Here is a 23,143-nt window from a genome sequence, read left to right as displayed (position 1 = left end):
ATCAAGGAGGGACGGGAATGGACATCGACGATGATATTCCGGCGACTTTTGCCTCGCCTCCCTGCTTGATGCACGAACTCGATCCGGCCTATGCGGGCCTGTCGTCCGATCCTGGAACCTGTGCCGATGTGAAGCGGTGGCGAAAAAGCGAACGTGCCCGCCTCATCGCCCAGCGCTTGGCAATGTCTCCCGGTGTCAGGGCCGCTTGTGAAACACAAATCGTTAGCCGCGTGCTCGCCGAAATCGGAGATGTGCGCGGCCTCGTGGTCAGCGTCTACTGGCCGTTTCGCGGTGAGCCCGATCTCAGGCCGCTGATGCGGCAAATAGCCGATGACGGCGGCCAATGTGCGCTTCCCGTGGTGGTCGAAAAGGGACAGCCCCTGGAGTTTCACCTCTGGCGACCGGGCGACAAGCTTGTCCGCGGCATCTGGAACATACCCGTTCCGGCCGAGCATGTTTCATTGACCCCCGACATAGTTGTTGCCCCAGTGGTCGGCTTTGATCCGTCGTGCTATCGGCTGGGTTATGGCGGAGGTTACTACGACCGGACATTAGCCAGAATGGCGGCGAAGCGGCGCGTACTGGGCGTTGGTTTCGCGCAGTCGAGAATAAGGACCATCTACCCGCAGCTCCATGACATCCGGATGGACGTCGTGGTGACCGAATCGAGCACTGACCGTTACAGACGGGTATATTGAAATCCCAACGACCGTTTGCAGTCGTTGGGATCCGCAGGATGGCCGCAGCGCTCGCAGCGCCAGGCAAGCGTGACCGCCGCGAACACGCCATTCGGCAGCCTCATCGGCATAGGCACCGACCAGCGGTCGGGTTGCGGATCGTTGCCGGCGTCTTCGAAAGACGCACCGGGGGTGCTACGACCTTCACCGTACCCGCCCGCGGATGCTCGTAGCTCGTTACCAGCTCCATGTGGCGCACCTGGGTACGGGTTTGGCCCGAGCGGCCTTGCGTCCCGTCGCCCAATAGGTAGAATATAGACAGATAGGAACCAAGGAACCCAGAATGCCACTGAGCATCAAAGATCCCGAGACGGAACGCCTTGCAAAGGCACTGGCCGAGAAGACCGGTGAGACCATCACCATGGCGACCCGGCGTGCACTGGAAGAGCGGCTGCGACGTCTCGCAAACGCAGCAAATCGGGATGTTCTTCTCGAGGAGCTTGCCGCCAGCCGTAGACGCTGGAGCAAGCTGCCGGTGCTGGACAACCGCTCTGCTGACGAAATCCTGGGGTATGACGAAAACGGGACTCCCAACTGATGGTCATCGATACGTCGGCCATTGTCGCCGTCGCATTCAATGAGCCAGAAGCGGAAACCTACGAACGGAAAGTCATCGATGCTCCGCGGCGCTTCATCTCCGCCGCGACGGTTCTCGAACTCGCCATCGTAATCGAAGCCCGCCTCGGCGAAGCAGGTGCCGCAGAGCTCGACCTATGGCTCTACAAGGCGGGTGTTGAAATCGTCGCTGTCGACGCAGAACAGATTGCCGTGGCTAGGCGAGCCTGGCGAAGCTACGGCAAAGGCCGACATCCGGCAGGTCTGAACTACGGTGACTGTTTCTCCTATGCGCTGGCCAAAACGCGCAATGAACCGCTGCTCTTCAAAGGCGATGATTTTTCGCGTACTGACATAGAGGCCGCATGACGAGCGCAAGCAGAATGAGCAGCAAGGCTGCTCATCTAACTGTTCTAATGCATGCCGCCCAAGTTGTGCAGCGGTTTTGGGACAACGACATGCATAAAAAGCAATGACCTAAAGCGCGTTGTATGAGTGCGATTGAACGCGACGCGCTTTGGCGGCCGTCAGCCTGTTAGCTCTTCTTGGTGCGAGCTTTGGAAGCCGTGCTTCTCTTCGGCTTTGCATCGTCTTGCTGCTTCGCTGCAGACCTTCTCGGTTTTTTCCCTTCAGAAGTTTCCGCGGATACAATTGCGCCTGCAGAAGGAACGTCGTTCTCCGACTCACCGCCCCTATTGATCCCCTCGGACTGAATCTCTTCCGCCGCCTCGAGCCAGTGCTTCAGACCGTCGCCCTCGGGCCGTCCCGCTTTCTCCCACAGTTCATAGGCCCGCTTCCTGATCAGTTCTTCGCCGTCCGTCTTCATGGCAAACGCTCCTTGTCAGCTGAGGTGGAAAATGGCCGGTGGGTGGCCGTGAAGCCTGATGATGTCGTATCGAAGCAGAGTTTAGGCAGAATGCTGCATGCTCGCAATCGCGACACGTTTGCACTTGGTCACTTGTTGCAACTCATGAGACGAGTGCAGACCAGGCGGGAGTTCGCCGCCCGCCGCGGGCTACCGCGACGACGGTGCCGTTTGTTGCAAACATTCCGTGCGTTTGATCTGAGAGACCGCTTCAAAACGGCGTAGCGGTTTGAGGCGGTCCGTGATTCAAGATTATGATGTGGACAACAGCGAATCGGGCTCGAATGGCCGCCGGTGTTGGGGGCGCTTCAAGCGTCCGTTGTTAGACTAGGCGACACCTTGGAGATTGGAACCATGGCGCTCAAGCGGATGGACAACGTAGGAATCGTCGTCGAAGACCTTGGAGGCACGATTGATTTCTTTCGCGAACTCGGCCTCGAGCTCGAAGGGCGGACCACGGTCGAAGGAGAATGGGCCGGACGCGTCACTGGACTGGGCGATCAGCGTGTCGAGATTGCCATGATGCGCACCCCGGACGGCCACAGCCGGCTCGAGCTCTCCCGCTTCCTCACGCCGCCTGTCGTCGCAGATCACCGGAACGCCCCGGTCAACGCCCTAGGCTACCTCCGCGTCATGTTCGCCGTGGACGACATCGACGAGACGCTTGAAAGGCTCCGCACGCGCGGCGCTCAGGTCGTAGGCGAAGTAGTCCAATATAAAGACGCGTATCGGCTCTGCTACATCCGCGGGCCTGAAGGGCTTCTCATCGGGCTCGCCCAAGAACTCGGCAGTACGAAAACGAAAACAAATGGCGAAGAGTGACCAATATCAGCGAGTGCGTCCGACCCGCCTGTAGCATTTTGAATTGCCGCATGTTTCTATTCTTAAACCGGCTACGAATTAAGAGACCTGCAGTAGAGGAGACGCAGCATGGAGCGATTCACGGGCGGTTGCCTGTGCGGCAACGTCCGAATTGTGGCGTCGGGACGACCCTACCGGGTCGGCCTTTGTCACTGCCTCGACTGCCGCAAGCATCATGGAGCGCTTTTTCACGCTTCCGCGATATTCCCTCAGGACGCGGTGACGGTTGATGGCGAAACCCGCGGTTACGCCGGGCGGTTTTTCTGTCCCCGCTGCGGCTCGTCCGTTTTCGGGCGCACCGCAGACGAAATCGAAGTGAGCCTGGGTTCCCTCGACGCCCCTGACCAACTGATGCCAACCTATGAACTCTGGACTGTCCGTCGCGAGTCCTGGTTGCCGCCGTTTCCGCTTGCGAGACGGTACGAGCGCGATCGTGATGACCCCACGAGTCGCTTTGAGGAGTAGGTCGCACGAGCAGTCCGAAGGCGGTTTGAGTGCGTCGCGTTCAATCGGACTCATTGCGGTGCACATTTTTGGGCGACATGCATTACAGCGCCGCGCGTCCAATTGGACGCGCCAAGGCCGCTGTAGCACTTTGATTTTCTGCATGATTTTATCCTTAAATCGATTCCGACTTAAGGAATCATGCAGTAGAAGTCTCGTTACTCCGGAAGGCCGGCCTTGCGGAAGCCATCGACGAAATGCTCAAGCGTCGCCGCGTCGCGGAATGGCTCCGTCGCCGCCCAGCGGCGGGTTGAGAAATGCGGGTTGGCGACGAGGAACAGTTCGACCTCCGCGCGCGCCTCTTCAAGCCGGCCCAGTTTAGCAAGGCTTGCCGCCAGGAAACGGCGTGAGCTTGTGCGATAAGTCTCGTCCCTGCGCAGTGTCTCGACAGCGGCTTCGTATTCGCGGGCCGCATATTGCGCCTGGCCGAGCGTCAGATAGTACCAGCTTGCCGGAAACGGGTTCAGCCGGAGCGCCTTGCGAATGTGTTCAAGGCCTTCCTCAACCCGCCCGGCCAGGACTGCGATGTCGGATAACGTCGCCCAGGTGTCGGCCTCGTTGGGGTCGAGTTCGATCGCCTTGGCGAATTCCGCATCCGCCTCGGCGAAGCTGCGCTCATAGGCAAGCAGGTTGGCAAGGACCCAGCGGCAGCCTGCATCGTTGGGATCGATCGCTACGGCTTTGCGCGCCAGTTCCAAGGCAATGCTGCGGTGCGTTTCAATCGGTTCGCCCCAATGCACCCATCTCATCCAGTGGTTCATGGCAAGCCAGCGATAGGCCTCGGCGTATTCCGGATCGAGCGAAACCGCGCGCGTCAGCATCAGATGCGCTTCCCGCGCCGTCTGGGGCGAATCGTCGATCAGCTTGCGCGCCCGCACGCAGAGATCGTAGGCCTCGAGATTTTTGGGCCGATTGCGCGGCGGCGGTGCGCGCAATCGGCCGAGCAATGCCTCCACGATCTTGCCGGTGACTTCGTCCTGGACGGCAAAAATATCTTCCAGGTCGCGATCGAAGCGGTCCGCCCATAGGTGTTCGCCGCTGACTGCGTCGACGAGCTGGGCGTTGATGCGCACGCGCCCCGCGGCGCGCCGTGCGCTGCCCTCCATCAGGTAGCGGACGCCAAGGTCCTCAGCGATCGCGCGCACGTCCATCGCCTTTCCTTTGTAGGCAAAGGCCGAGTTGCGCGCGATGACGAACAGGCCGGAGTTCCTGGACAGATCGGTGATCAGGTCCTCGGTCAGGCCATCCGCGAAGGATTCCTCATCAGGATCGTTGCTGACATTCACGAAGGGCAGCACGGCTATCGATGGTTTGCTCGGCAGCGGCAAAGGTTTTCGCTTCGCAGCACCGAGCTTTTCGATGGCCCCCGTGAAGCGGTAGCCGACGCGCGGGACCGTCGTGATCCATTCACCGCCGTCGGCCGCGGGACCAAGCAGCTTGCGCAATTGCGCGATCTGGACGGTGAGATTGCCTTCCTCGACGGCCATGCCCGGCCACGCCGCGTCCATCAACTCGGCCTTGCCCAGGATTTCGCCGGGCCGTCCAACGAGCGCCGCAAGCAGCTTCAGCCCGCGGTAGCCAACGGCAACGGGATCATCGTTCCGAAGGAGCGTTCCCGCACCCGGATCAAGCACGAACGGACCAAAGGCAACGCGCGATCCCTGCATGCGGCGCATCTATAGTCCGTTTGGAAGTTTTTGAGAACTATTTGGAAGGGTTTAAGTACGACGCTGTTCGCATTCTGCAGAATCCAACCTCCAAACCAAATGGAGGTTGCCATGAAGTATACCCTCACTCTTGCGTCCGGGCCGCACCAGGCAGCGCGACCGGGAAGACCTGCGGCGCTGGCAGACATGTCCCGTCGCCACTACAGCTTGGCGACCCTGCGACGCATTTTCGCGACCTGGGACCAGCGGATACGCTTCCGCTGGGACCTTGCGCAAAAGGCGAAGGACAATCCCCATTTGATCGACGATATCGGTCTGACGAGACATGAGGTCGAGGCAGAGATCGCCAAGCCCTTCTGGCGACGGTAAGGCGAATGCTGCACAGAGCATGCGCCCCCGCTTCACCCTTTCGGCAAACTCGCGACGAAACGATCGAACAAGTCCACATCATAGCGGTGGGCCTTCGTTCCAATGCAGCGCCCTGCCGGTAAACCGCACGGCAACGCCCATTCGACCTTGGCGGGTACGCAGCCGGCGATCGCCTCATACCAAGCGTGCAATGAAGCCTGCAGCCGCGCATGGAGGTCGAAGTTCGACCGATCACGCTCTGTGTCTCCGTCTCTTTGCCGGCGGGCGGTCGCCGGATCGATCCTCTTGACCAGGTAGATATCGGCAAAGCCGAGGACTTTCCGCCGAAACGCTTCCCGCGTCTCCTCCAACTGGTAGAGCCAATGTTCTTTGGGTGCCTCGCCGATCCGCCAGAGCCCCCAGATGAAGTGCAGCTTCAGAGGGTCGGTATCACAAACGGCAACGCCCCGCTCCTCCTCGGTCGCCAGCGCATCGGCCCAGCGCCTTGCATTCCAATCGGTCCACGCCTGCGCCGCCTTCATTGCATCGGCATTTCGGTCCGGTCGCGGCGATGGATAGCTTTCTCGCACGAGAAGCCGTTCGGCATGATTTCGGCACCAGGTCGTCTTTCCCGCAGCGCTGATACCTTCCACGACAACGATCACGAAACCCTCCCCTCCTGAATGCCGTTGGCTCTCGGCGGGCCATTCGCATCGGTCCAGGCGGCGACGCACTGCCCTGCACCCCGTCAGATCGCGAAGCGTCGAGAACGCCCGCGGGCCGACCAGGATGGGACCGGATCAGCCAAACGCCAAGGTTTGCCTATCGCGCGCCCATCCGCAACGCGCCGTCAAGGCGGATGACCTCGCCGTTCAGCATGTCGTTCTCGCAGATATGCCGGACAAGCGCCGCATATTCGTCCGGCCGGCCGAGGCGCGGCGGGAAGGGCACGCTCTTGCCGAGCGAATCCTGCACCTCCTGCGGCATGCCGGCCATCATCGGTGTCTCGAAGATGCCCGGTGCGATCGAGACAACGCGGATGCCGAAGCGTGCGAGTTCGCGCGCGATCGGCAGCGTCATCGCCACGACCCCGCCCTTCGAGGCCGAATAGGCCGCCTGGCCGATCTGCCCGTCAAAGGCGGCAACCGAGGCCGTGTTGATGATGACGCCGCGGGCGCCGCCGTCATCCGGCTCTTCCTTCGCGATCGCCGCGGCGGCAAGGCGGATCATGTTGAAGGTGCCGACGAGATTGATGCCGATCGCGCGCGCGAAGCTGTCGAGGCGATGCGGTCCGTCGCGACCGAGCACTTTTTCGCCTGGCGCAATGCCGGCGCAGTTCACCAGCCCATGGAGGTGTCCGAAGCTCTCAAGCGCCATCGCAACCGCCACCTCGCCCTCCGCCTCGCTCGTCACGTCGGTAGGCGCGAAACGCGTTTTCGCGCCAAGCTCGGCGGCAATCGCCGAGCCGGCGTCGGAATTGATATCGGCGATCACGACGGAGGCGCCGTCGGCGACGAGTGCGCGTGCGACGGCGGCTCCGAGCCCCGACCCGCCGCCGGTGACCAGAAAGACCTTGTCCCGGATCAGCATGGGCATGCTCCCGGGGCCCGGTTGGCTGTGTTCCTCTGCATCAGATTTTCCTCCCGTCCGTATCCCGGATCACGCATTCTCAACTCCGCGGCGCGGACTATAGCCAGACGTGCCGTCCGAGGCGATACCGAAAGGACATTGGCTCGGTCACGCGCCCATGCGCGCGACGACCGGGACATAGTCTTCGAGCTCCGGCGCAGGAAAAGCAAGCGTCGCGCCGATCTCGGCCGATCGATAAAGGCCCATCAGGATCTCGACCACCGCGAGGCCGTTCTCGAAGGTTTCGAGCGGCTTCACGCCCTTGCGGAAACACTCGACCATGTGCCGGTTTTCGTCCGTGTAGCCATAGACGCCTGCCTCATCCTCCAGAATAGGCATCAGCCCCTGCTCGGCATTCTGCTTTTCGACGAGATCCTCGCCCTCGGACCCTTTGACCTCGCGCGACAGAAAGATCTTCAGGCCCGTCCCCAGCGAATTGTATTCCAGCGCATATTCGGGTCCCAGGAGTTCGAGCTGGATGCGTAAGCCCGCGCCGACATAGGCCCAGGAGGTCGTCGCCTCGATCATCAGCTCGTTGCCATCCTCGTCCTCGAGCATAACGGTCGCGCGGGCGAAATCCTCCGCCGGGCGCCTGCGGTAATCGACCGCCTTTCCGAAACGCTTGCTGAGCTCATCGGCATAGCCCGGACGGGTCCACTTGAGGTTCGCAACCGTGCCATTGACCGCCTTTACCTTCAGCGAGTTGCGCGGTGCGCCCGGCGCCGTCAGAAGGTGACGCGCCACCTCGACGCTGTGGCACATCATGTCCGAGAGCACCCCGCCGCCCTGTTTGTCGCCTTGCCAGAACCAGGGCTCGTGCGGACCGGAATGCTCTTCCGCCGCGCGTGCGAGATAGGGCCGGCCGGTGGCGGACGCCGCACGGCGCCAGATGATCTCCTTGCCGCGCTGGACCGGCGTCGAGAAGACCTGGTTTTCCAGATAACCGTGATTGAGGCCGGCATCCTCGGCAAGCCGCAGCATTTCGCGGGCTTCGGCGACAGTGCGCGCGAGCGGCTTTTCACAGGCAACGGCGAAGACCCTGCTGCGTCCCGTCTTGATCGCCGCGGTGAGCGTCCGCATCACCTCGATCCGCGTATAATTCGGCGAGAGAATCCAGATCGCGTCGACATCGTCGGCGGTAACGAGCGATTCGAGGCTGTCATGCGCCCGGCAGGTCCCGAGGTCGAGCGCCTCGACCTCGCTTGCAAACCGCGCGCGGTGTTCGGCCGTGGGGCTGAAGGCGCCCGTTACCTCGACATTGCGCACGCCGACCAGCGATTTCAGGTGGAAGTGCGCAATGAAGCCGGTTCCGACGAATCCGACGCGCAATGTCTGCCTTGGCAGTTCAGTCATTCTCTCCTCCCGAACTTGTGTGCGGAATGGGCGCACCACGGTCCTCCCGCACGTTTGTCATTGCCGCGGCGGAGCCGTACTTCCCCGGATGTGCAAGACCGTCGGCAGGACGATCGGCTCGTCGCAATCGATCTCGGCGCCGGACAGGATCTTAAGAAGCAGTTCCATGGCAACATGTCCGATCTCGGCGCGCGGCTGGCTGACGGTGGTCAGCGGAGGGTAGAAGGCCTTGCTCAGGTAAAGATCGTCGAAACCGACCACCGACACGTCGCCAGGCACATCGTGCCCCATGCGGCGCAGTTCGTATGCGGCGCCATAGGCCATTTCGTCGTTGGCAACGAAAAGCGCGGTCGGCGGCTCCGGCAGGGTGAAGAGCTTGCGGCAGCACTCCTGCCCGCTTTCGAGTAGATAGTTGCCGCGAACTTCGTAGGATTCCGGCACGTCGAGCCCGGCATTGCGCATCGCCTCGCGATAGCCTTCGCGCCGATGAAGGCTCATCAGTTCCGGCAATGGTCCGCTGATATGGGCGATGCGTCGATGTCCTATCGAGATGAGGTGCTCCACCGCTTCCCGCGCGGCGCCGATATTGTCCACCTGCACATGCGGCAGGCCTGCGCCCTCGATCATCTCGAGCGCTACCACCACCGGCAGGTGGCTCCAGCCGCCGGCCGGCGGCAACTTGCCGGTCATCAGGATCATGCCGTCGGCATGGCCGTCGCGCAGCATGTTGAAATACTCGGTTTCGCGGGCCGGATCGCTCTCGGTGTTGCCCATGAGCACCGAATAGCCGGCTTCGCGGGCCGTCGCCTCAACGCCTTTGAGGATGTCGAGATAGAAGGGGTTGCCGACGTCGCGCACGACGAGCAGCACCGACATGGACCTGCGGGTGCGCAAGCTGCGTGCGCTGACATTGGGGCGGTAGTTGAGCTCGCGCGCCAGATCAAGGATGCGCTGGCGCGTCTCGGCCGTCACCAGCGCCGAGTCGCTGAGCGCGCGCGAGACGGTCGCAACCGACACGCCCGCCCGCTCGGCGATATCCTTGATCTTCGGCCGCTCTCTCATGCGCGCATCGCCCGACCCCGACCATAGAACATCATGAGCAGGAGCAGCGTCGCCCCGAACACCATCTGCCGCCCGGATTCATCGATGTTCACCGTGGTCAGGATGCTCTGGAGAATGACGAGCAGGATCGCTCCTGCCATGGTGCCGGTATAGCCGCCCTTGCCGCCGGCAAGCGACGTGCCGCCGAAGACCACGGCGATGATCGACGGGAGCGTGTACTGCTCGCCGACATTGGCGAAGGACGAGCCGGAATAGCCGAGCAAACAAAGGCCGGCGATCGCGGCAAACATGCCGGAAATCATGAAGAGGGCGATACGCATCAGCCTGACCGGAACGCCGGCCATGTAGGCCGCATGTTCGTTCGAGCCGATGGCGTAGATGCGGTGGCCAAAAACCGTGCGGTGGAGCATGAAGGCCATCAGCAAGCCGACCATGATCCACAGCCAGATGATGCCGGGAATGCCGGCGGCGAGCGGCTGCGTCACGAAGCCCGAAAGGCCCGGCGCGGCGCGGCCCGAAGGGATGCCCATGCGGATGACGACGAGCAGGCCCTGGAGGACGCCGAGCATGCCCAACGTCATGACGAGCGGCGGGATGCGCAACAGCGTCACGCCCAATCCGTTGAGCAGGCCGAAGAAGGCGCCGGCGGCGAGGCAGGCGAGGATCGCCGGCACAATACCGCTGTCTGCACCGTTCATGACATTGCCTGCGATGATCGCCGAAAGCGAAACGACGCCGCCGACCGAAAGGTCGATGCCCTCGCGCCCGCCGAGGATGACGACGTTCTGGCCCGCGGCGACAATGCCGAGCAGCGAGGCGACGATCAGCAGTCTCAGGATCTGTCCGCTGGAGGCAAAGCCGGGCGACAGCGCCTGGCCAAGATAAAGCAACAGCACGATCAGCACGAGCGCGACGACGAGCGGCTCACGCACGAAGGAGAGGATCCGGCTCATGCGCGCGCCCTCCTGCCTGCCAGCACGCCTGCCATCAACACGACGAGAATGGCGAAGCCCTGGACGAAATTCTGCCATTCCGACGGTGTGCCCATGAAGAAGACGACCGAGTTGATGAGACCGATCGTCAGCGCGCCCAGAGCCGAGCCGACCACCGTTCCCCAGCCGCCGGAAAGCGCGCTGCCGCCGAGCACCACGGCGGCGACGCTGTAGAGCGTCATCTTGCCGCCGACCAAGGGGTCGCCGCTCGCCGTGTCGCCGGTGATGCAGAAGGCGGCGAGCGCGGAGAAAAGCCCGCAGAGAAGATAGCCCCGGATCCGTATGGGCACGACCGGGAGCCCGGTCTGGTAGGCCGCCTGCTGATCGTCGCCGACGGCGAGCAACTGCGTGACGAGGCGCGTGCGGCTGATGACCAGGAGCACGATGGCCAGCACCGCCAGGATATAGAAGATGAAGGGCACACCGAGCAGCCGGCCACCATAGGTCCGCCAGAAGATCGCCGGCGCCGGCGTGCCGGCAACGGGAAGGATGTGGAGGGCGAAGCCGGTGAAGAATATGCTCGTCGCGAAGGTTGCAACGATCGCCTGCAGCCGCAGCGCGGCGACGACGATGCCGTTCAAGAGCCCGCAGGCAAGCCCCAGCAGGAGGCCGAGGGCGAGCGCGAGCAGCACGGCGCCGGCATCCCCACCCCATCGCTCCATCAGGACGACGATCGCGACATTGACGAGCGACAGGATCGATCCGGCGGACAGATCGATGTCGCCGGCATAGACGACATAGGTCTGGGCGATTGCGAGCAGGATCAGCGCCATGTATGTGCTGAAGAGCCCCGTCAGCGACCGGTAGCTGAGGCTGTTCGGCGAAAAGACGCCGTTGAGCAACAGGAGGGCGGCGACGATCACAAGCGCCGGCAGAAAGGGATAACGCTCCAGAAGCTTGCGGATGCGACCCGCGCGCGCCCTCGGAGTGATTGTGATCTCCGCCATTACGCGGCCTCGTAAGCGGCTTGATAAAGATTGTAGCGCGTGCGGTCGGCGCCCGTCAGTTCACGGCTGACGGAGCCACCGTTGAAGACGAGGATGCGGTTGGCGTTCCCGAGCAATTCGGCGTCCTCGGATGAATAGAGCAGGATGCCGAGGCCCTCGGCCGCCAGCTGGCGGATCAGCGCGAAGAGGTCAGCCTTCGCCGAAAGGTCGATGCCCTTGGTTGGGTCGTCAAGCAGCAGCACATCGGGGCGGTCGATCAGCCAGCGGGCAATGATCACCTTCTGCTGGTTGCCGCCGGAAAGCGAATTGATCGGATCGAACAGGCTCTGAAACTTGGTGTGCATGCTTTGAAGCGCCGGCACGACCTTGTCGCGTAGCTTGGAAGGCCTCGCGATCATCAGGCGATCGCGGAGATAATGGATCGGCGCGACGTTTTCGATGATCGGCCTGCCGCTGATGACGCCGTCGCGGCCGCGATCGCCGGACACGTAGGCGCAGCCGCGCCGAATGGCGTCGCGCGGGCTTGAGGCGTCAAAGCGGGCTTCGCCGATCAACACTTCGCCGGACGAGATGGAGCCGGCGCCGAAGATCGCCCGCAGCAGCGCCGACTGGCCTTGGCCGTGGAGCCCGCCGAAGCCTAGGATTTCGCCCCTGGCGACTTCGAAACTGACATTGCGGAAACCGCGCCCGGAGAGATTGCGGACGGTCATCGCCGCGCCGTCCTTGCCGTTGACGACGGCGGGGGCCGATGATTGCGATGCCGGCATGTCGCCGGACCCGCCGACCATCAGCCGGATAACCGAGGCTGCATCCGTCTCGGCGAGATTGAGCGTCGTGATCGTCTCTCCGTCGCGAATGATCGTCACCCGATCGCCGATCGCCTTGATCTCGTCCATGCGGTGGGAAATGAAGATGATGCCCCGGTCCTGCCATGTCAGATCGCGCAGGATCTCGAAGAAACAATCGACCTGCGCCCGGTCGAGCGCCGAGGTCGGCTCGTCGAAGATCAGAATCGGCGCCTCGCTTGCCAGCGCCTTCATGATTTCCACGAGCTGCCGTTGATCGGGACGCAGGTTGCCGACGAGAGCGTCGGCGGAAAATCCTTCTCCGGCTACCTCCTCGAAAAGGCCGATATAACGCGCCGCGCGCCGCTTGAGCAAAGCCCTGTCGACGAACAGGTGGGATTTGATCGGCAAGGCGCCAAGGCAGATGTTTTCCTCGACCGAGCGATGAGCGGCAAGGCTGAGCTCCTGATAGAAGATGCCGATCCCCTCAGCGCGTGCCGAGCGCGGTCCGGTGATCGTGACCGGCCTGTTGTCGATGAGAATTTTTCCGCCGTCCGGCCGCACGCTGCCGGCGATGATCTTGCAAAGCGTGCTCTTGCCCGATCCGTTCGAGCCCATGAGCACATGGACTTCGCCGGCCAGCACCTCCAGATCGCCGCGACGTAATGCCAATGTGGCGCCGTAAGCCTTGCTTACGCCGCTCAGTTTCAATTTCGACATCGAACTTCGTCCGTTGCAGTTCGAGGGGAAGCGCTAGCCGAGACTCGGCCCGCGCTTCCGTTGGAAACACTCACTTGAAGAGGGCTTCCGCGTCTTCGATCGAAAGCGAGCTGGTATAGGAATAGTAGCCGGGCTTGCCTTCGAGCTGCTTTGCCGCATCCCCGACGTTCTTGCTGTCGATGAACGGGATCGGCAGGTAGAGGGCGTTACCGTACTGGCCGGCCTTGGCGGGCTCCTTCAGCTCCTTGCCCTGCAGCATCAGCACCGCGACATTGAGCGCGCTCGCCATCACGCCCGGCGGGTTGACGGTCGCGCCGGAGTTCAGCTTGTCCTTGATCCAGAGGTCGATGAAGTCCTTGCGGATCTCGCCCGTTGCGGCGATCTGGTCCGTCTTGCCGGCGTCCATGATCGATTTCCAGGCGCCGGCGGCCATGCCGTCCTGCACAACGACGCCGTTTACGTCCGGATAGGTGGCAAGGATGTTCTGCATCGCCTGCTGGCCCTGCGCCTGATCCCAGTTGGCGTTGACTTCGTTGACGATCTGGATGTCCGGATAGTCCTTGAAGACCTGCTTGTAGCCCGCCACGCGCATCTCGTTGGCCGGGTGGCCGGCAACGCCGTTGATCGCGACCACCTTGCCCTTGCCGCCGAGCGTCTCGGCAAGCCATTTCGCACCGGCCGCACCCCAGGCGGTCTGGTCGATGCCGACATAGAGCGCATCCGGAGACGAGACCTCCGCGTCCGTCGCGATCACCAGGATGCCGGCTTCCTTCGCCTGGGCGAAGATCGGGTCGAAGGCGGTCGGGCTGTTCGGATTGACGATGATGGCGTTCACGCCTTCGGCGATAAAGTTGCGGATATGGGCGATCTGCCCGGGAACGTCGACATTCGCGCTCTGGACCGAGACTTCGACGTCGACGCCCTTGTCCTTCCACGCGGCGGCGGCCGCCTTGGCCTCGTCGATCATCTGGGTGCGCCACTCGCTGCCGACCCAGCCGTTCGAGAGACCGATCTTGAAGGTCTCCGCGTTGACTGCCGATGCCGAGATGACGATGGACGCAACTGTGCTGAGCGCTACTGCGATAAGCTTTTTCATAAGATCCTCCCAAATCTTAAGGAGGACATGAAGCCAGAAAATGTAATCGATTTCAATGACGTTCTGGCAGCCGCGCCTTTGCGGTCGGGCCTACGAAAGGTCGGTCCGAGCTAAAATGATGTGCGTGATCAAACCACGACATTGCCGACGATGTCGCTTTCGCAGAGAACGAGGTTCGGCGAATAACCTTGCGCGAGGAACTGCTGGCGATCGCTTTCGGCAACGACGAAGACCGCCGTGCGCGCGATCTCCTTCGGCTCGAGCTCCAGCGCGGGGGCGACGACGGCGATGTCCGAGCGCAAGCCCAGTTCGCGCAGCAGACCTTCAAGTGACGACGGACTGTCGACGCCATGCAGGATCACGCAGTTGACCTCCGCAGCCGCATTGACCTGCCAGGCAAGCGTTTGCACGGCCACCATCAGCGGCAGGGAATCTTTCAGTTGCCGCGCCGTCGGATGGTGCTCGAATCCGGCGAGCGCCATGCGCGTATAGATTTCATAGGCCTTGACGTAGTCCTTCTTGGCCGCCCACATGCGCATGGCGACGGCCATGCGGATGGAGATGAAGTGCCTGATCTGCGTGTCCCGCGCGGTGCGACGGTCGGGTGTCATACGCAAGGCCCCACGCTTGGCTCCGACATGGAGGAAATATTCGAGGCCGCCCCGATATCGGTCCCAGGCGGTCAGGAGTTCGTCGTGGCCGGCCTGGGGGCGATCCCGTCCCAGTTTCGATTGGATGACCTGCCTGTAAAAGGGCTTCTTCAGAAACGCGACGCCGCCGCTTTCGAGAAAATGCGCGAGATTGGAAAACGCCCAGTAGGCAAAATGGCGCGGCAGCCACGAGGTGCGCAGCGCCGCGGTCCGATAGATTCCAATCTCGGGAAAGATGTGCCGCTCGACGATGAAAGCGAAAAGCCGCTCGAACTCATCCTTGTCGAATTTGGTGTCGACGTCGATCTTGTAGAAAAGTTCGGTGTCCCGGCCTTCGACCTCGTTGTGGACGTGCCACGGCGCATAACAGGCGGAGAGCGCCGGGTTCCTGTCGAGGTAGGCAACGGCCTCGACAAGACCGTCGACCGCCAGCATGTCGTCGTCTGCGAGATAAATCGCATACGCGCCCGCCGCATGGCGGAAGGCACTGCCGAGATTTGCGTCGACGCCGCGATTTTCCGGCTGGCGGAAATAGCGGATCGGCAATCCTTTGCCGGCGAACGTCTCGACAACTTCCCGCGTGTCGTCCGTGGACGCGTTATCGGAGATGACGATCTCGAAGCTGAACGGGATCTGGTAGCTTTCGACAAAGCGGCCGAGAGCATTCTCCAGGAACCGCGCTCGGTTATAGGTCGGGATGCAGATGCTGAGCTTGACGGAATCCACCCAAGTGTTCCTGCTAGAGCAATTCCAGGAAAAATGTATTCGTCCGGAATTGCGTAGTTTCAAAGAGTTAATTCATCTCGAATGGCGCTTGCTCGCCACCGAGAGGCCGCTCTCCCAAAGCCTACGCAGCCTGCGCAAGGCAGAGAACCGATGAGAACACTTATTCCGGTGCGATCTTGTGTGAGGCTTGCTGGTGCATGGTTCCCTGCAGCGCCGCGCGTCTAGCGCATCGGCCCGAAAATCGGACCCGATTTTCGGAAAGCACGATGCATGGAATCAAAGAGTTACAGCGTCCTTTGTGCGTCCTAAAGGACGCACGGCGCTGTAATGAGACGCGCAAAGGACGCTGTAGCACTTTGAATTCTCGTCGCCGATTTGAGAAATCATGCAGCCGGCTTCATGCGTGGGATTTCACGACCGCTGCAGCGCCGTCCGACATCAACCTGGCGAGCGTGCGGACGAGCGTGTCGCGGAACGCTTCATCCACCGACAGGTCATCGCCGAATACCTCCGTGATGCGCAGAAGCGCAGCCACGATCTCCTCGGGCCGTTGCAGCGGTTGCGCCACGCCGGCGATCCGGCCGGCAAGCGGGTCGCGGACATCGATGCCGTTACCCTTTTCGTCGATGCCGCGCGCGTATCGCATCCAGGCGGCGACGCCGAGCGCCAGGCGGTCATAGGAGGATTTCGCGGCGATGCGGTCGCGGATGGTTCCGAGCAGCCGCTGCGGCAGCTTCTGCGATCCGTCCATGGCGATCTGCCATGTCCGGTGACGCAGCGCCGGATTGCGGAACCGCTGCAGCAGTGCCCGGCGATATTCTGCGAGATCGAAGCCCGGCAGCGCCGGCAAGGTGGGCGACACTTCCTCGACCATCAATCCTTCGATCAGCGCCTCCATACCCGGCAGCGCCATGGCTTCGGCAACCGTCTCCGCACCGGCGAGATAGCCGAGATAGGCAAGCGTCGAATGGCTGCCGTTGAGCAAGCGCAGTTTCATCATCTCGAAGACGGCGACGTCGTCCACGAAAACGACCCCTGCCTTCTCCCAGGCCGGACGGCCGAGCGGAAAATCGTCTTCCACCACCCACTGTCGGAACGGTTCGGTCACGATCGGCCAGGCATCGACGACGTCGATCGCCACGGAAATCTCCGACCGGTCCTTTTCCGTCGTCGCCGGGACGATCCGGTCAACCATGGTCGACGGCGAGGCAAGCTCCCGGATAACGTTGGCGAGGCCCGGATCGCGCAGCTCCGCGAAGCGCGTGACGACGTTTTTCAGCACGTGCCCGTTGGACGGAAGATTGTCGCAGGAGAGCAGCGTGAACGCAGGCACGCCTGCGCTCGCCCGCCGCGCAAGCGCTTCCACGATGAAGCCGACCGCCGACTTCGGCCGCGCCGGGTTCTGAAGATCATGGACGACGTCGGGATGAGCTTCATCGAGTTGCCCGGTCGCCGGGTTGTGGCAATAACCCTTCTCGGTGATCGTCAGCGACACGATCCGCGTCGCCGGGTCGGCCATGCGGGCAAGAACGGCTTCCGGGTCCTCCGGCGCGCAGAGAAGTTCGGCGACGCTGCCGATCACCTGCAGTTCCTCGCCCTCGCCATCCTGGACCTTGAGCGTATAGAGCCCATCCTGCGGCGCGAGCGCATCGCGCGTTTCGGGGCTGCGCAGCGAGACACCGCAGATACCCCAGGAAGGATCCTCTGCGAGCACCGCATCGGTAAAGACGGCCTGGTGCGCCCGGTGGAACGCGCCGATGCCGAGGTGGACGATGCCGACGGCAAGCCGGGCGGGGTCGTATTCCGGCCGTTTGACGGTAGCCGGCAGCCGGTCGAGTATCTGTCGTGAGAGCCGCATCATGAAGCCTGCTGTTGTTTGGCGCGCGCGACGATCTGCGTCGGGCTGACGAATTGGAGCGCGAGGACCAGCCAGAAGAGCGTCGTCACCATATAGACGACGGCCATCGCGTCAATCGACTGGCTGGCACGAACGCCCGAGGCAAAGACCGCATAGTACAGTGCGACAACCAGCGTCTGGCTCGTCGGCCCGGCGATCAGGAAGGTGAGCTCGAACATGGCGATGGTTCGCACGAGGACGAGAAGCAGCGCCGCCAGCATGCCCGGCAACAGGAGCGGCAGCAGGATGCGCAGGAAGAGGCTGCCGGTCCCCGCGCCGAAGACGCGCGCGGCGGCTTCGATACGCGGATCGATCTGCTCGATGAACGGGATCATCACCAGGATGACGAAGGGCAGCGACGGCACCAGGTTGATCAGCACCACGCCCCAGAACGAGCCGCCGAGACCGATCTGGTAAAGGACCGTCGCCAGCGGAATGCCGTAGGTGAGCGGCGGGATGAGGAGCGGCAGCAGGAAGAGCAGGATGATCGCACGCTTGCCGGGAAAGTCGCGCCGCGCCAGCGCATAGGCGGTGACGACGCCGATCATCCCGGAAATGAGGACGACGGCGAAGACGACCTGGAAGGTAACGAGAACGACGCTCGAAAGCTGGAACTCGCTCCAGGCGTCGAAATACCAGCGCGTCGTCCAGCCGGACGGCAGCCAGGTGCCGAGCCAGCGCCTGGCGAAGGAGTTCATCACCACGGCGGCGATAACCCCGATCAAGTTGAGGACGAAGAGGCCGGCGAGTGCCCATACGGAGAAGCGCCACAGCTTGGAGGCAATGCCCTGGTCACGGATCATGGCGTCAGCCTTTCTGGTCCAAGGTAGAATGTCATTGAAACGTCGAAGTGCATTGCGTCACCCTTTCGTGCCGCCGGCGGGTCCGCGATAGAAGAGCGACCGCAGGCCGAGCACCGCCACGACCACGACGAGTTCGACGAGGCCCATGATGATCGCGATCGCCGAGCCCATCGAGTGATCGTACTGCTCGAACGCAGCCTGGTAGGCGGCAATCGAAATCACCCGTGTCGGCCCGGCGGGCGCACCGAGCAGCACGGCCGATGGAAACACCGCGAAGGCCTGGACGAACGCGAGGCAGAAGGTGACGGCGAGGCCCGGCACGAGCAACGGCAGGAAGACCCGGAAGAAGCGCTGCCGCGGTCCGGCCCCGAGCGTCGCGGCCGCCTGCTCGATCGCCGGATCGATGCCGGTCACGTAGGAGAGCGTCAGGAGGAAGGCGAAGGGGAACCCGGTGATCAGCAGCGAGGCGAAGACGCCCCAATAGTTGTTGGTGAGCTTCACCGGCGCTTCGAGCAGGCCGACGAGGATCAGCGCGCGGTTGAACCAGCCCTGAGGACCGAGGAAGGTCAGCAGGCCATCGGCGACGAATACCGTGCCGAGCGTGATCGGCAGCACGAGGATCGTCGTCAACAGCCGCTGCCGGCGCATCAGCCGCACGCGAAAGGCAATCGGCAGCGCCAGCGCCATATTGACGATCGTCACCGGCAAAGCGAGCCAGAGCGTCGCGCCGATCGTTGCGAACTGGAAGCGGTCAGTGAAGAAGCGGGTATAGTTCGAATACCAGACGCCCTCACGTGGCATCAGCGAATCGATGATCCCGTAAATGAACGGATAGACGAACAGCGCGAGCATCACCGCCAGTCCGGGCAGGACGAGCAGCGTCGTCGCGTCGAAACCGCGGGCGGCGAGCCGCAACCGGAGGGAGGGCCTGTTCATGCTGCCTGCCCCTTGAAGAGCAGCGCCCGGCCGGCGACCGGCTGCAGTCTTGCGGCCGCACCGCGCGGCAGGGCATGGTCGGCGCGGAAATAGAGTTCGGAGCCGTCAGTGGCATGCGCCATGCCGAAGAAGGCACGGCCGCGATATTCCATGCTGTTCACCGTGACCTGGATTCCGTCGCCGCCCTCGACGGCCACGAGGTCTTCCGGGCGCACGGAAAGGATTGCGGCGTCCCCCGGCTTCAGCGGCTCGCGCACCGTGCCCGTAAGCCTGGCACCGGCCGCCTCGATTTCCGCCTCGCTGCCGGAGACCGACAGGACCCGCCCGGCAAGTCGGGTGCGGAAGCCCATGAAATCCGCCACCTCGACATGGACGGGGCGCTGGTAGAGATCTTCGGGCGTGCCGATCTGCATGATGCGGCCCTGGCTCATCACGACGATGCGGTCGGCAAGCGAAAGCGCCTCGTCCTGATCGTGCGTCACGTAGATGGTGGTCGAGCCGATCTGGTCGTGGATGCCGCGGATTTCGGCGCGCATCTCGAGTCTGAGCTTGGCGTCGAGGTTGGAGAGCGGCTCGTCCATGAGCACGACCGGAGGCCTGATGACGACGGCGCGGGCGATGGCGACGCGCTGCTGCTGGCCGCCGGACAGTTGCCCCGGCAGCTTGTCGGCCTGCGAACCGAGGCGCACGAGATTGAGCGCGTCGGTGATCCGCTTGTCCGCCTCGGCGCCGCCGATACCCTGCATGGCAAGGCCGAAACCGACATTGCGACGCACGCTCATATGCGGAAAGAGCGCATAGCTCTGGAACACCATGCCGAATCCGCGCTTTTCCGGCTCCAGCTGATCGATGCGCTGGCCGCCGAGGCGGATTTCGCCGCCCGTCAGCGGCAGGAGGCCTGCGACGCAGTTGAGCGCCGTCGACTTGCCGCAGCCCGAGGGTCCGAGAAGCGCGATGAATTCGCCCGGCTCGATCGCGAGATCGATGCCGTCAAGCGCGTTGTACGCGCCGAACGAGCGGCGCAGGCCATCAAGCTCCAGACGAGCGCCCTGTCTCGACTCGCCCTTTTTTAACTGGCCCTGTTGCTGCGGGGGCGCCTGTCTTGGGTTTTGAACCGGCAGGGTCAAGGTATTCTCCTATTCATGATGCGCTTTCCGGTTGCCGAGCTGTTAGCGGATGGGAACGACACCCATTCGTCGAGCGCGCTGCGTCTGCCCGGCCGATAGCGTTCGGATGCGGCGCCGACAGTTCGCCGGCGTCGCATCCGGTTGATCGAAGCTTGTTCAGCCCTTGGACGCGCCGATCTGTTCGTCCCAGATGCGGAAGGCATCGACGAGCTTGGCCGGCTCAAGCGGAACCTCGAGCGGGTTGTTGGCGATCCAGTCTTCGTATTCCGGCCGTCCGAACTCGGCGATGGCGTCCTGGCTTTCCTGCGGCGCCATGTCGAGCGTCACGCCCTTCGCCGCCGGGCCTGGGTAGAAATAGCCCTCGTCGAAGGCGATCGCCTGCTGCTGCGGCTGCAGGATGAAGTTGACGACATCGAGAAGCACGCCAACTTTTTCCTCGGACACGCCCTTCGGAATGACCGCATAATGCGCATCGGTCACCCAATGGAAGCCTTCGAGGGTACCGACCTTCGCCTCGGCCGGAACGATGCCGAGCACGCGCGGATTGATATCCCAGCCGGTGGTCGTGACGACGATGTCGCGGGTGCCCTCGCCGAGCTCCTTCATCACCTGCGTCGTTCCGGTGCCATAATATTCGATGTTTTCGCCGAGCGCCTTCAAATATTCCCAGGTCTTGCTCCAGCCATTGACCGGATCGTGCGGATCGCTGTCGCCGAGGAGATACGGAAGCCCCATCAGGAAGGTGCGGCCGGGACCGGAATTGGCCGGACGCGCATACATGAAGCGCTTCGGATTGGCCTTGGTCCATTCGAGCAGTTCGGCGGCCGTCTTCGGCGGTGTCGCGACGCGCTCAGGAATATATTCGATCAGCGGACCGGAGGGATAATAGGTGATGACGACACCTTGGTCCTTCGCGAGAGCCTGCATCTTGAAGGCCTGCGGCAAGAGGATGCTTTCAAGATTCGGGAGGCTTGCCTTGTGCGCGGAGAGATCCACCCAGAGCCCCTGATCGAGCCCGGCGGAAAGCGCGTCGGTGCCGGTGAGCACGAGGTCGATATCAACCTTGCCGGCGGCCTGCTGCGCCTTGATCTTCGACGGCAATTCGGGGGCCGGGGCCTTGGTGAAGGCGAAGCTCGACACCCATTCCGGCTTTGCCGCAGCGTAGTTCTCGAACATGCCCTGCGTCAGCGCCAGGTTACCGGCAACGTCGACGACGGTGATCGTGACGGGTGCCGACGGCGCCTTGGCCTGCGCAAAGCCGCGGGTGGGGATAAGGCTTAACCCCGCCATGCCGGCAACGCCGCCGACAAAATTTCTGCGTGTGATCTTCATTCTCATTCTCCTCCATCGTTATGCCGGACGTCTCCCGAGCGGCCGGCCCCTGCAACGCCGCGCGTCTCATCGGCGCGCCAAGGTCGCTGCAGCACCTTGAATTGACTCACAAGCGATACGCCCGCTTGGCGAGCCCGTAAGCAAGTTCGCGCGCAAGGTCGTGCGCCTCCTCCTCGTCGAGGCGGTGGTCGGCGACGAGGCGAGCGAGATAGGCACAATCCACCCGGCGTGCCATGTCATGCCGCGCCGGAATCGACAGATAGGCGCGGGTATCGTCGTTGAAACCGACGGTGTTGTAGAAGCCGCAGGTCTCCGTGGTGGTCTCGCGGAAACGGCGCATGCCTTCCGGGCTGTCGAAGAACCACCAGGCGGGACCGAGCCGCAGTGCCGGATAGTGGCCGGCGAGCGGTGCGAGCTCGCGCGAATAGGCGGTCTCGTCGAGCGTGAAGAGGATGACCGTCAGCGAAGGGTCGTTCCCGACCGCGTCGAGCAGCGGCTTCAACGCATGCACATAGTCGGTCGCCTTCGGGATATCGGCGCCCTTGTCCGGTCCGAAGTTCGCAAACAGCGACGGATTGTGGTTGCGGTAAGAGCCGGGATGGATCTGCATGACGAGACCGTCTTCCTGGCTCATCCGCGCCATTTCCGTCAGCATCTGGCCGCGGAAGGCTTCGGCCTCCGCTGGGCCCGCCTTGCCGGACAGGACCTTCTCGAACAGGCTTGCAGCGTCGGCGGGCGAAAGGTTCTCCGTCCGGGCGGTTGCGTGGCCGTGATCGGTTGCCGTCGCGCCGCGCGCCCTGAAGAAGGCGCGGCGGGCGCGATGCGCGTTAAGGTAACCGCTCCAGGTCGCGCGTTCGCCGGTCAGTGCGAGGAGCTTCCCGACATTATCGGCAAAACCCGGCGCCTCGGCATCCACCACCGCGTCCGGCCGATAGGTCGGCACGACGCGGCCATGCCATCCCGAACTGCGGACTGCATCGTGATAGGCGAGGTCGTCGAGCGCGCCATCGGTTGTCGCGATCACCTCGATGCCGAATTTGTCATAGAGGGCGCGCGGCCGCAGTTGAGGTGTCGCAATTGCCTCGGCGATGCGATCGTAAAGGGCGTCGGCATTCGCCGGCCCCAGCCGCTCCGTAATGCCGAAGACAGCTTCCAGCGAATGTTCGAACCAGAGCCGCGTCGGCGTGCCGGCAAAGAGATGGAAATGCTTGGCGAAAAGCCGCCAGATCGCGCGCCCGTCGGGAGCGGTACCGGAACCATCGCGCTTCCTGACCCCGAGATCCTCCAGCCTGACGCCCTGCGAATAGAGCATGCGCGTCGCATAGTGGTCCGGCGTGATAAAGAGCGCCGCCGGATCGGGAAAAGCGCGGTCTTCGGCATACCAGGCGGGTTCCGTATGGCCGTGCGGGGAGATGATCTTCAGACCCGCGACAGCATCGTAAAGGCGCCGGGCGATGGCCCGCGCCTCCGGCTCCACCGGAAACAACCTATCGGGATGCAATGCCATTTCCGGGCCTCCCTTCCCTCATCCATATTGGCAACGTGAATGAA

23 protein-coding genes are annotated in these 23,143 nt (G+C 63.0%); 6 read left to right on the top strand and 17 right to left on the bottom strand.

The window, feature by feature from the left end; all coding sequences use genetic code 11:
- The first annotated feature begins 17 nt into the window (after window positions 1-17).
- The 3 genes from QA637_RS19540 (at window position 18) to QA637_RS19530 (ending at window position 1,661) form a co-directional block, all read left to right on the top strand.
- Entirely contained in the window at window positions 18-698 is a 681-nt protein-coding gene (locus QA637_RS19540) for a 5-formyltetrahydrofolate cyclo-ligase (RefSeq protein WP_153441710.1), read from the top strand.
- 322 nt (window positions 699-1,020) lie between these two features.
- A complete protein-coding gene (locus tag QA637_RS19535) occupies window positions 1,021-1,275 on the top strand; it encodes a type II toxin-antitoxin system VapB family antitoxin (RefSeq protein WP_153441709.1) in 255 nt (84 codons plus the stop codon).
- The gene (locus tag QA637_RS19530) at window positions 1,275-1,661 is read left to right on the top strand and encodes a type II toxin-antitoxin system VapC family toxin (RefSeq protein ID WP_153441708.1); all 387 of its coding nucleotides are present in this window, start codon (window positions 1,275-1,277) and stop codon (window positions 1,659-1,661) included. The genes QA637_RS19535 and QA637_RS19530 overlap by 1 nt, the downstream gene beginning before the upstream one ends.
- Before the next feature lie 166 nt (window positions 1,662-1,827).
- Here QA637_RS19530 and QA637_RS19525 read toward each other — a convergent pair whose 3' ends face one another.
- A complete protein-coding gene (locus tag QA637_RS19525; RefSeq protein WP_153441707.1) occupies window positions 1,828-2,118 on the bottom strand; it encodes a DUF2934 domain-containing protein in 291 nt (96 codons plus the stop codon).
- Window positions 2,119-2,511: 393 nt separating this feature from the next.
- On the opposite strand from QA637_RS19525, the gene QA637_RS19520 reads away from it, so the two are divergent.
- Together QA637_RS19520 and QA637_RS19515 are read left to right on the top strand one after the other, a co-directional pair.
- Window positions 2,512-2,979 (top strand): VOC family protein, encoded by a 468-nt coding sequence (locus QA637_RS19520; protein ID WP_283066354.1) that lies wholly within the window; start codon window positions 2,512-2,514, stop codon window positions 2,977-2,979.
- Between the two features lie 108 nt (window positions 2,980-3,087).
- Window positions 3,088-3,483, top strand: a complete 396-nt coding sequence (locus QA637_RS19515; protein ID WP_283066352.1) for a GFA family protein — start codon at window positions 3,088-3,090, stop codon at window positions 3,481-3,483.
- Between the two features lie 197 nt (window positions 3,484-3,680).
- Here the strand turns inward: QA637_RS19515 and QA637_RS19510 are convergent, their stop codons facing one another.
- Window positions 3,681-5,198: a winged helix-turn-helix domain-containing tetratricopeptide repeat protein gene (locus QA637_RS19510; protein WP_184108608.1), complete on the bottom strand. Its 1,518-nt coding sequence runs from the start codon at window positions 5,196-5,198 to the stop codon at window positions 3,681-3,683.
- Window positions 5,199-5,375: 177 nt separating this feature from the next.
- Here QA637_RS19510 and QA637_RS19505 point away from each other — a divergent pair, with 177 nt between their 5' ends.
- Window positions 5,376-5,558, top strand: coding sequence for a DUF1127 domain-containing protein (locus tag QA637_RS19505; RefSeq protein WP_428843182.1), 183 nt, complete (start codon window positions 5,376-5,378; stop codon window positions 5,556-5,558).
- 32 nt (window positions 5,559-5,590) lie between these two features.
- Here QA637_RS19505 and QA637_RS19500 read toward each other — a convergent pair whose 3' ends face one another.
- The 15 genes from QA637_RS19500 to uxaC form a co-directional block, all read right to left on the bottom strand.
- Entirely contained in the window at window positions 5,591-6,202 is a 612-nt protein-coding gene (locus QA637_RS19500; RefSeq protein WP_184108609.1) for a hypothetical protein, read from the bottom strand.
- Between the two features lie 157 nt (window positions 6,203-6,359).
- Entirely contained in the window at window positions 6,360-7,127 is a 768-nt protein-coding gene (locus tag QA637_RS19495; protein WP_283066348.1) for a 3-hydroxyacyl-CoA dehydrogenase, read from the bottom strand.
- A 147-nt stretch (window positions 7,128-7,274) separates the two neighbouring features.
- Window positions 7,275-8,519: a Gfo/Idh/MocA family protein gene (locus tag QA637_RS19490; protein WP_283066347.1), complete on the bottom strand. Its 1,245-nt coding sequence runs from the start codon at window positions 8,517-8,519 to the stop codon at window positions 7,275-7,277.
- A 57-nt stretch (window positions 8,520-8,576) separates the two neighbouring features.
- Window positions 8,577-9,581, bottom strand: coding sequence for a LacI family DNA-binding transcriptional regulator (locus tag QA637_RS19485; protein WP_283066345.1), 1,005 nt, complete (start codon window positions 9,579-9,581; stop codon window positions 8,577-8,579).
- Window positions 9,578-10,534, bottom strand: coding sequence for an ABC transporter permease (locus QA637_RS19480; protein ID WP_153441699.1), 957 nt, complete (start codon window positions 10,532-10,534; stop codon window positions 9,578-9,580). The genes QA637_RS19485 and QA637_RS19480 overlap by 4 nt, the downstream gene beginning before the upstream one ends.
- Window positions 10,531-11,520 (bottom strand): ABC transporter permease, encoded by a 990-nt coding sequence (locus QA637_RS19475; RefSeq protein ID WP_153441698.1) that lies wholly within the window; start codon window positions 11,518-11,520, stop codon window positions 10,531-10,533. Before QA637_RS19475 ends, QA637_RS19480 begins: the two co-directional genes overlap by 4 nt.
- Complete coding sequence (locus QA637_RS19470; RefSeq protein ID WP_283066343.1) at window positions 11,520-13,025, bottom strand: sugar ABC transporter ATP-binding protein; 1,506 nt, start codon at window positions 13,023-13,025, stop codon at window positions 11,520-11,522. Before QA637_RS19470 ends, QA637_RS19475 begins: the two co-directional genes overlap by 1 nt.
- Window positions 13,026-13,095: 70 nt before the next feature.
- On the bottom strand, window positions 13,096-14,121 hold the full coding sequence (locus QA637_RS19465; protein WP_153441696.1) for an ABC transporter substrate-binding protein: 1,026 nt from the start codon (window positions 14,119-14,121) through the stop codon (window positions 13,096-13,098).
- 128 nt (window positions 14,122-14,249) lie between these two features.
- Window positions 14,250-15,497: a glycosyltransferase family 2 protein gene (locus tag QA637_RS19460; protein WP_283066341.1), complete on the bottom strand. Its 1,248-nt coding sequence runs from the start codon at window positions 15,495-15,497 to the stop codon at window positions 14,250-14,252.
- Between the two features lie 397 nt (window positions 15,498-15,894).
- Window positions 15,895-17,355: a mannitol dehydrogenase family protein gene (locus QA637_RS19455; protein WP_283067390.1), complete on the bottom strand. Its 1,461-nt coding sequence runs from the start codon at window positions 17,353-17,355 to the stop codon at window positions 15,895-15,897.
- The gene (locus QA637_RS19450; RefSeq protein ID WP_153442985.1) at window positions 17,355-18,197 is read right to left on the bottom strand and encodes an ABC transporter permease; all 843 of its coding nucleotides are present in this window, start codon (window positions 18,195-18,197) and stop codon (window positions 17,355-17,357) included. The genes QA637_RS19455 and QA637_RS19450 overlap by 1 nt, the downstream gene beginning before the upstream one ends.
- A gap of 57 nt (window positions 18,198-18,254) precedes the next feature.
- Complete coding sequence (locus tag QA637_RS19445; RefSeq protein WP_283066339.1) at window positions 18,255-19,133, bottom strand: ABC transporter permease; 879 nt, start codon at window positions 19,131-19,133, stop codon at window positions 18,255-18,257.
- Window positions 19,130-20,173, bottom strand: coding sequence for an ABC transporter ATP-binding protein (locus QA637_RS19440; protein WP_283067388.1), 1,044 nt, complete (start codon window positions 20,171-20,173; stop codon window positions 19,130-19,132). The genes QA637_RS19445 and QA637_RS19440 overlap by 4 nt, the downstream gene beginning before the upstream one ends.
- A 243-nt stretch (window positions 20,174-20,416) precedes the next feature.
- A complete protein-coding gene (locus tag QA637_RS19435; protein ID WP_283066337.1) occupies window positions 20,417-21,592 on the bottom strand; it encodes an extracellular solute-binding protein in 1,176 nt (391 codons plus the stop codon).
- A gap of 106 nt (window positions 21,593-21,698) precedes the next feature.
- A complete protein-coding gene (gene uxaC, locus QA637_RS19430) occupies window positions 21,699-23,099 on the bottom strand; it encodes a glucuronate isomerase (protein WP_283066335.1) in 1,401 nt (466 codons plus the stop codon).
- Between the last annotated feature and the right edge of the window lie 44 nt (window positions 23,100-23,143).

The organism is Sinorhizobium terangae (assembly GCF_029714365.1).
GTDB classification, from domain to species: Bacteria; Pseudomonadota; Alphaproteobacteria; order Rhizobiales; family Rhizobiaceae; genus Sinorhizobium; species Sinorhizobium terangae.
The sequence above is the reverse complement of the archived record's forward strand: the minus strand, read 5'-3'. Positions and strand labels throughout refer to the sequence as shown.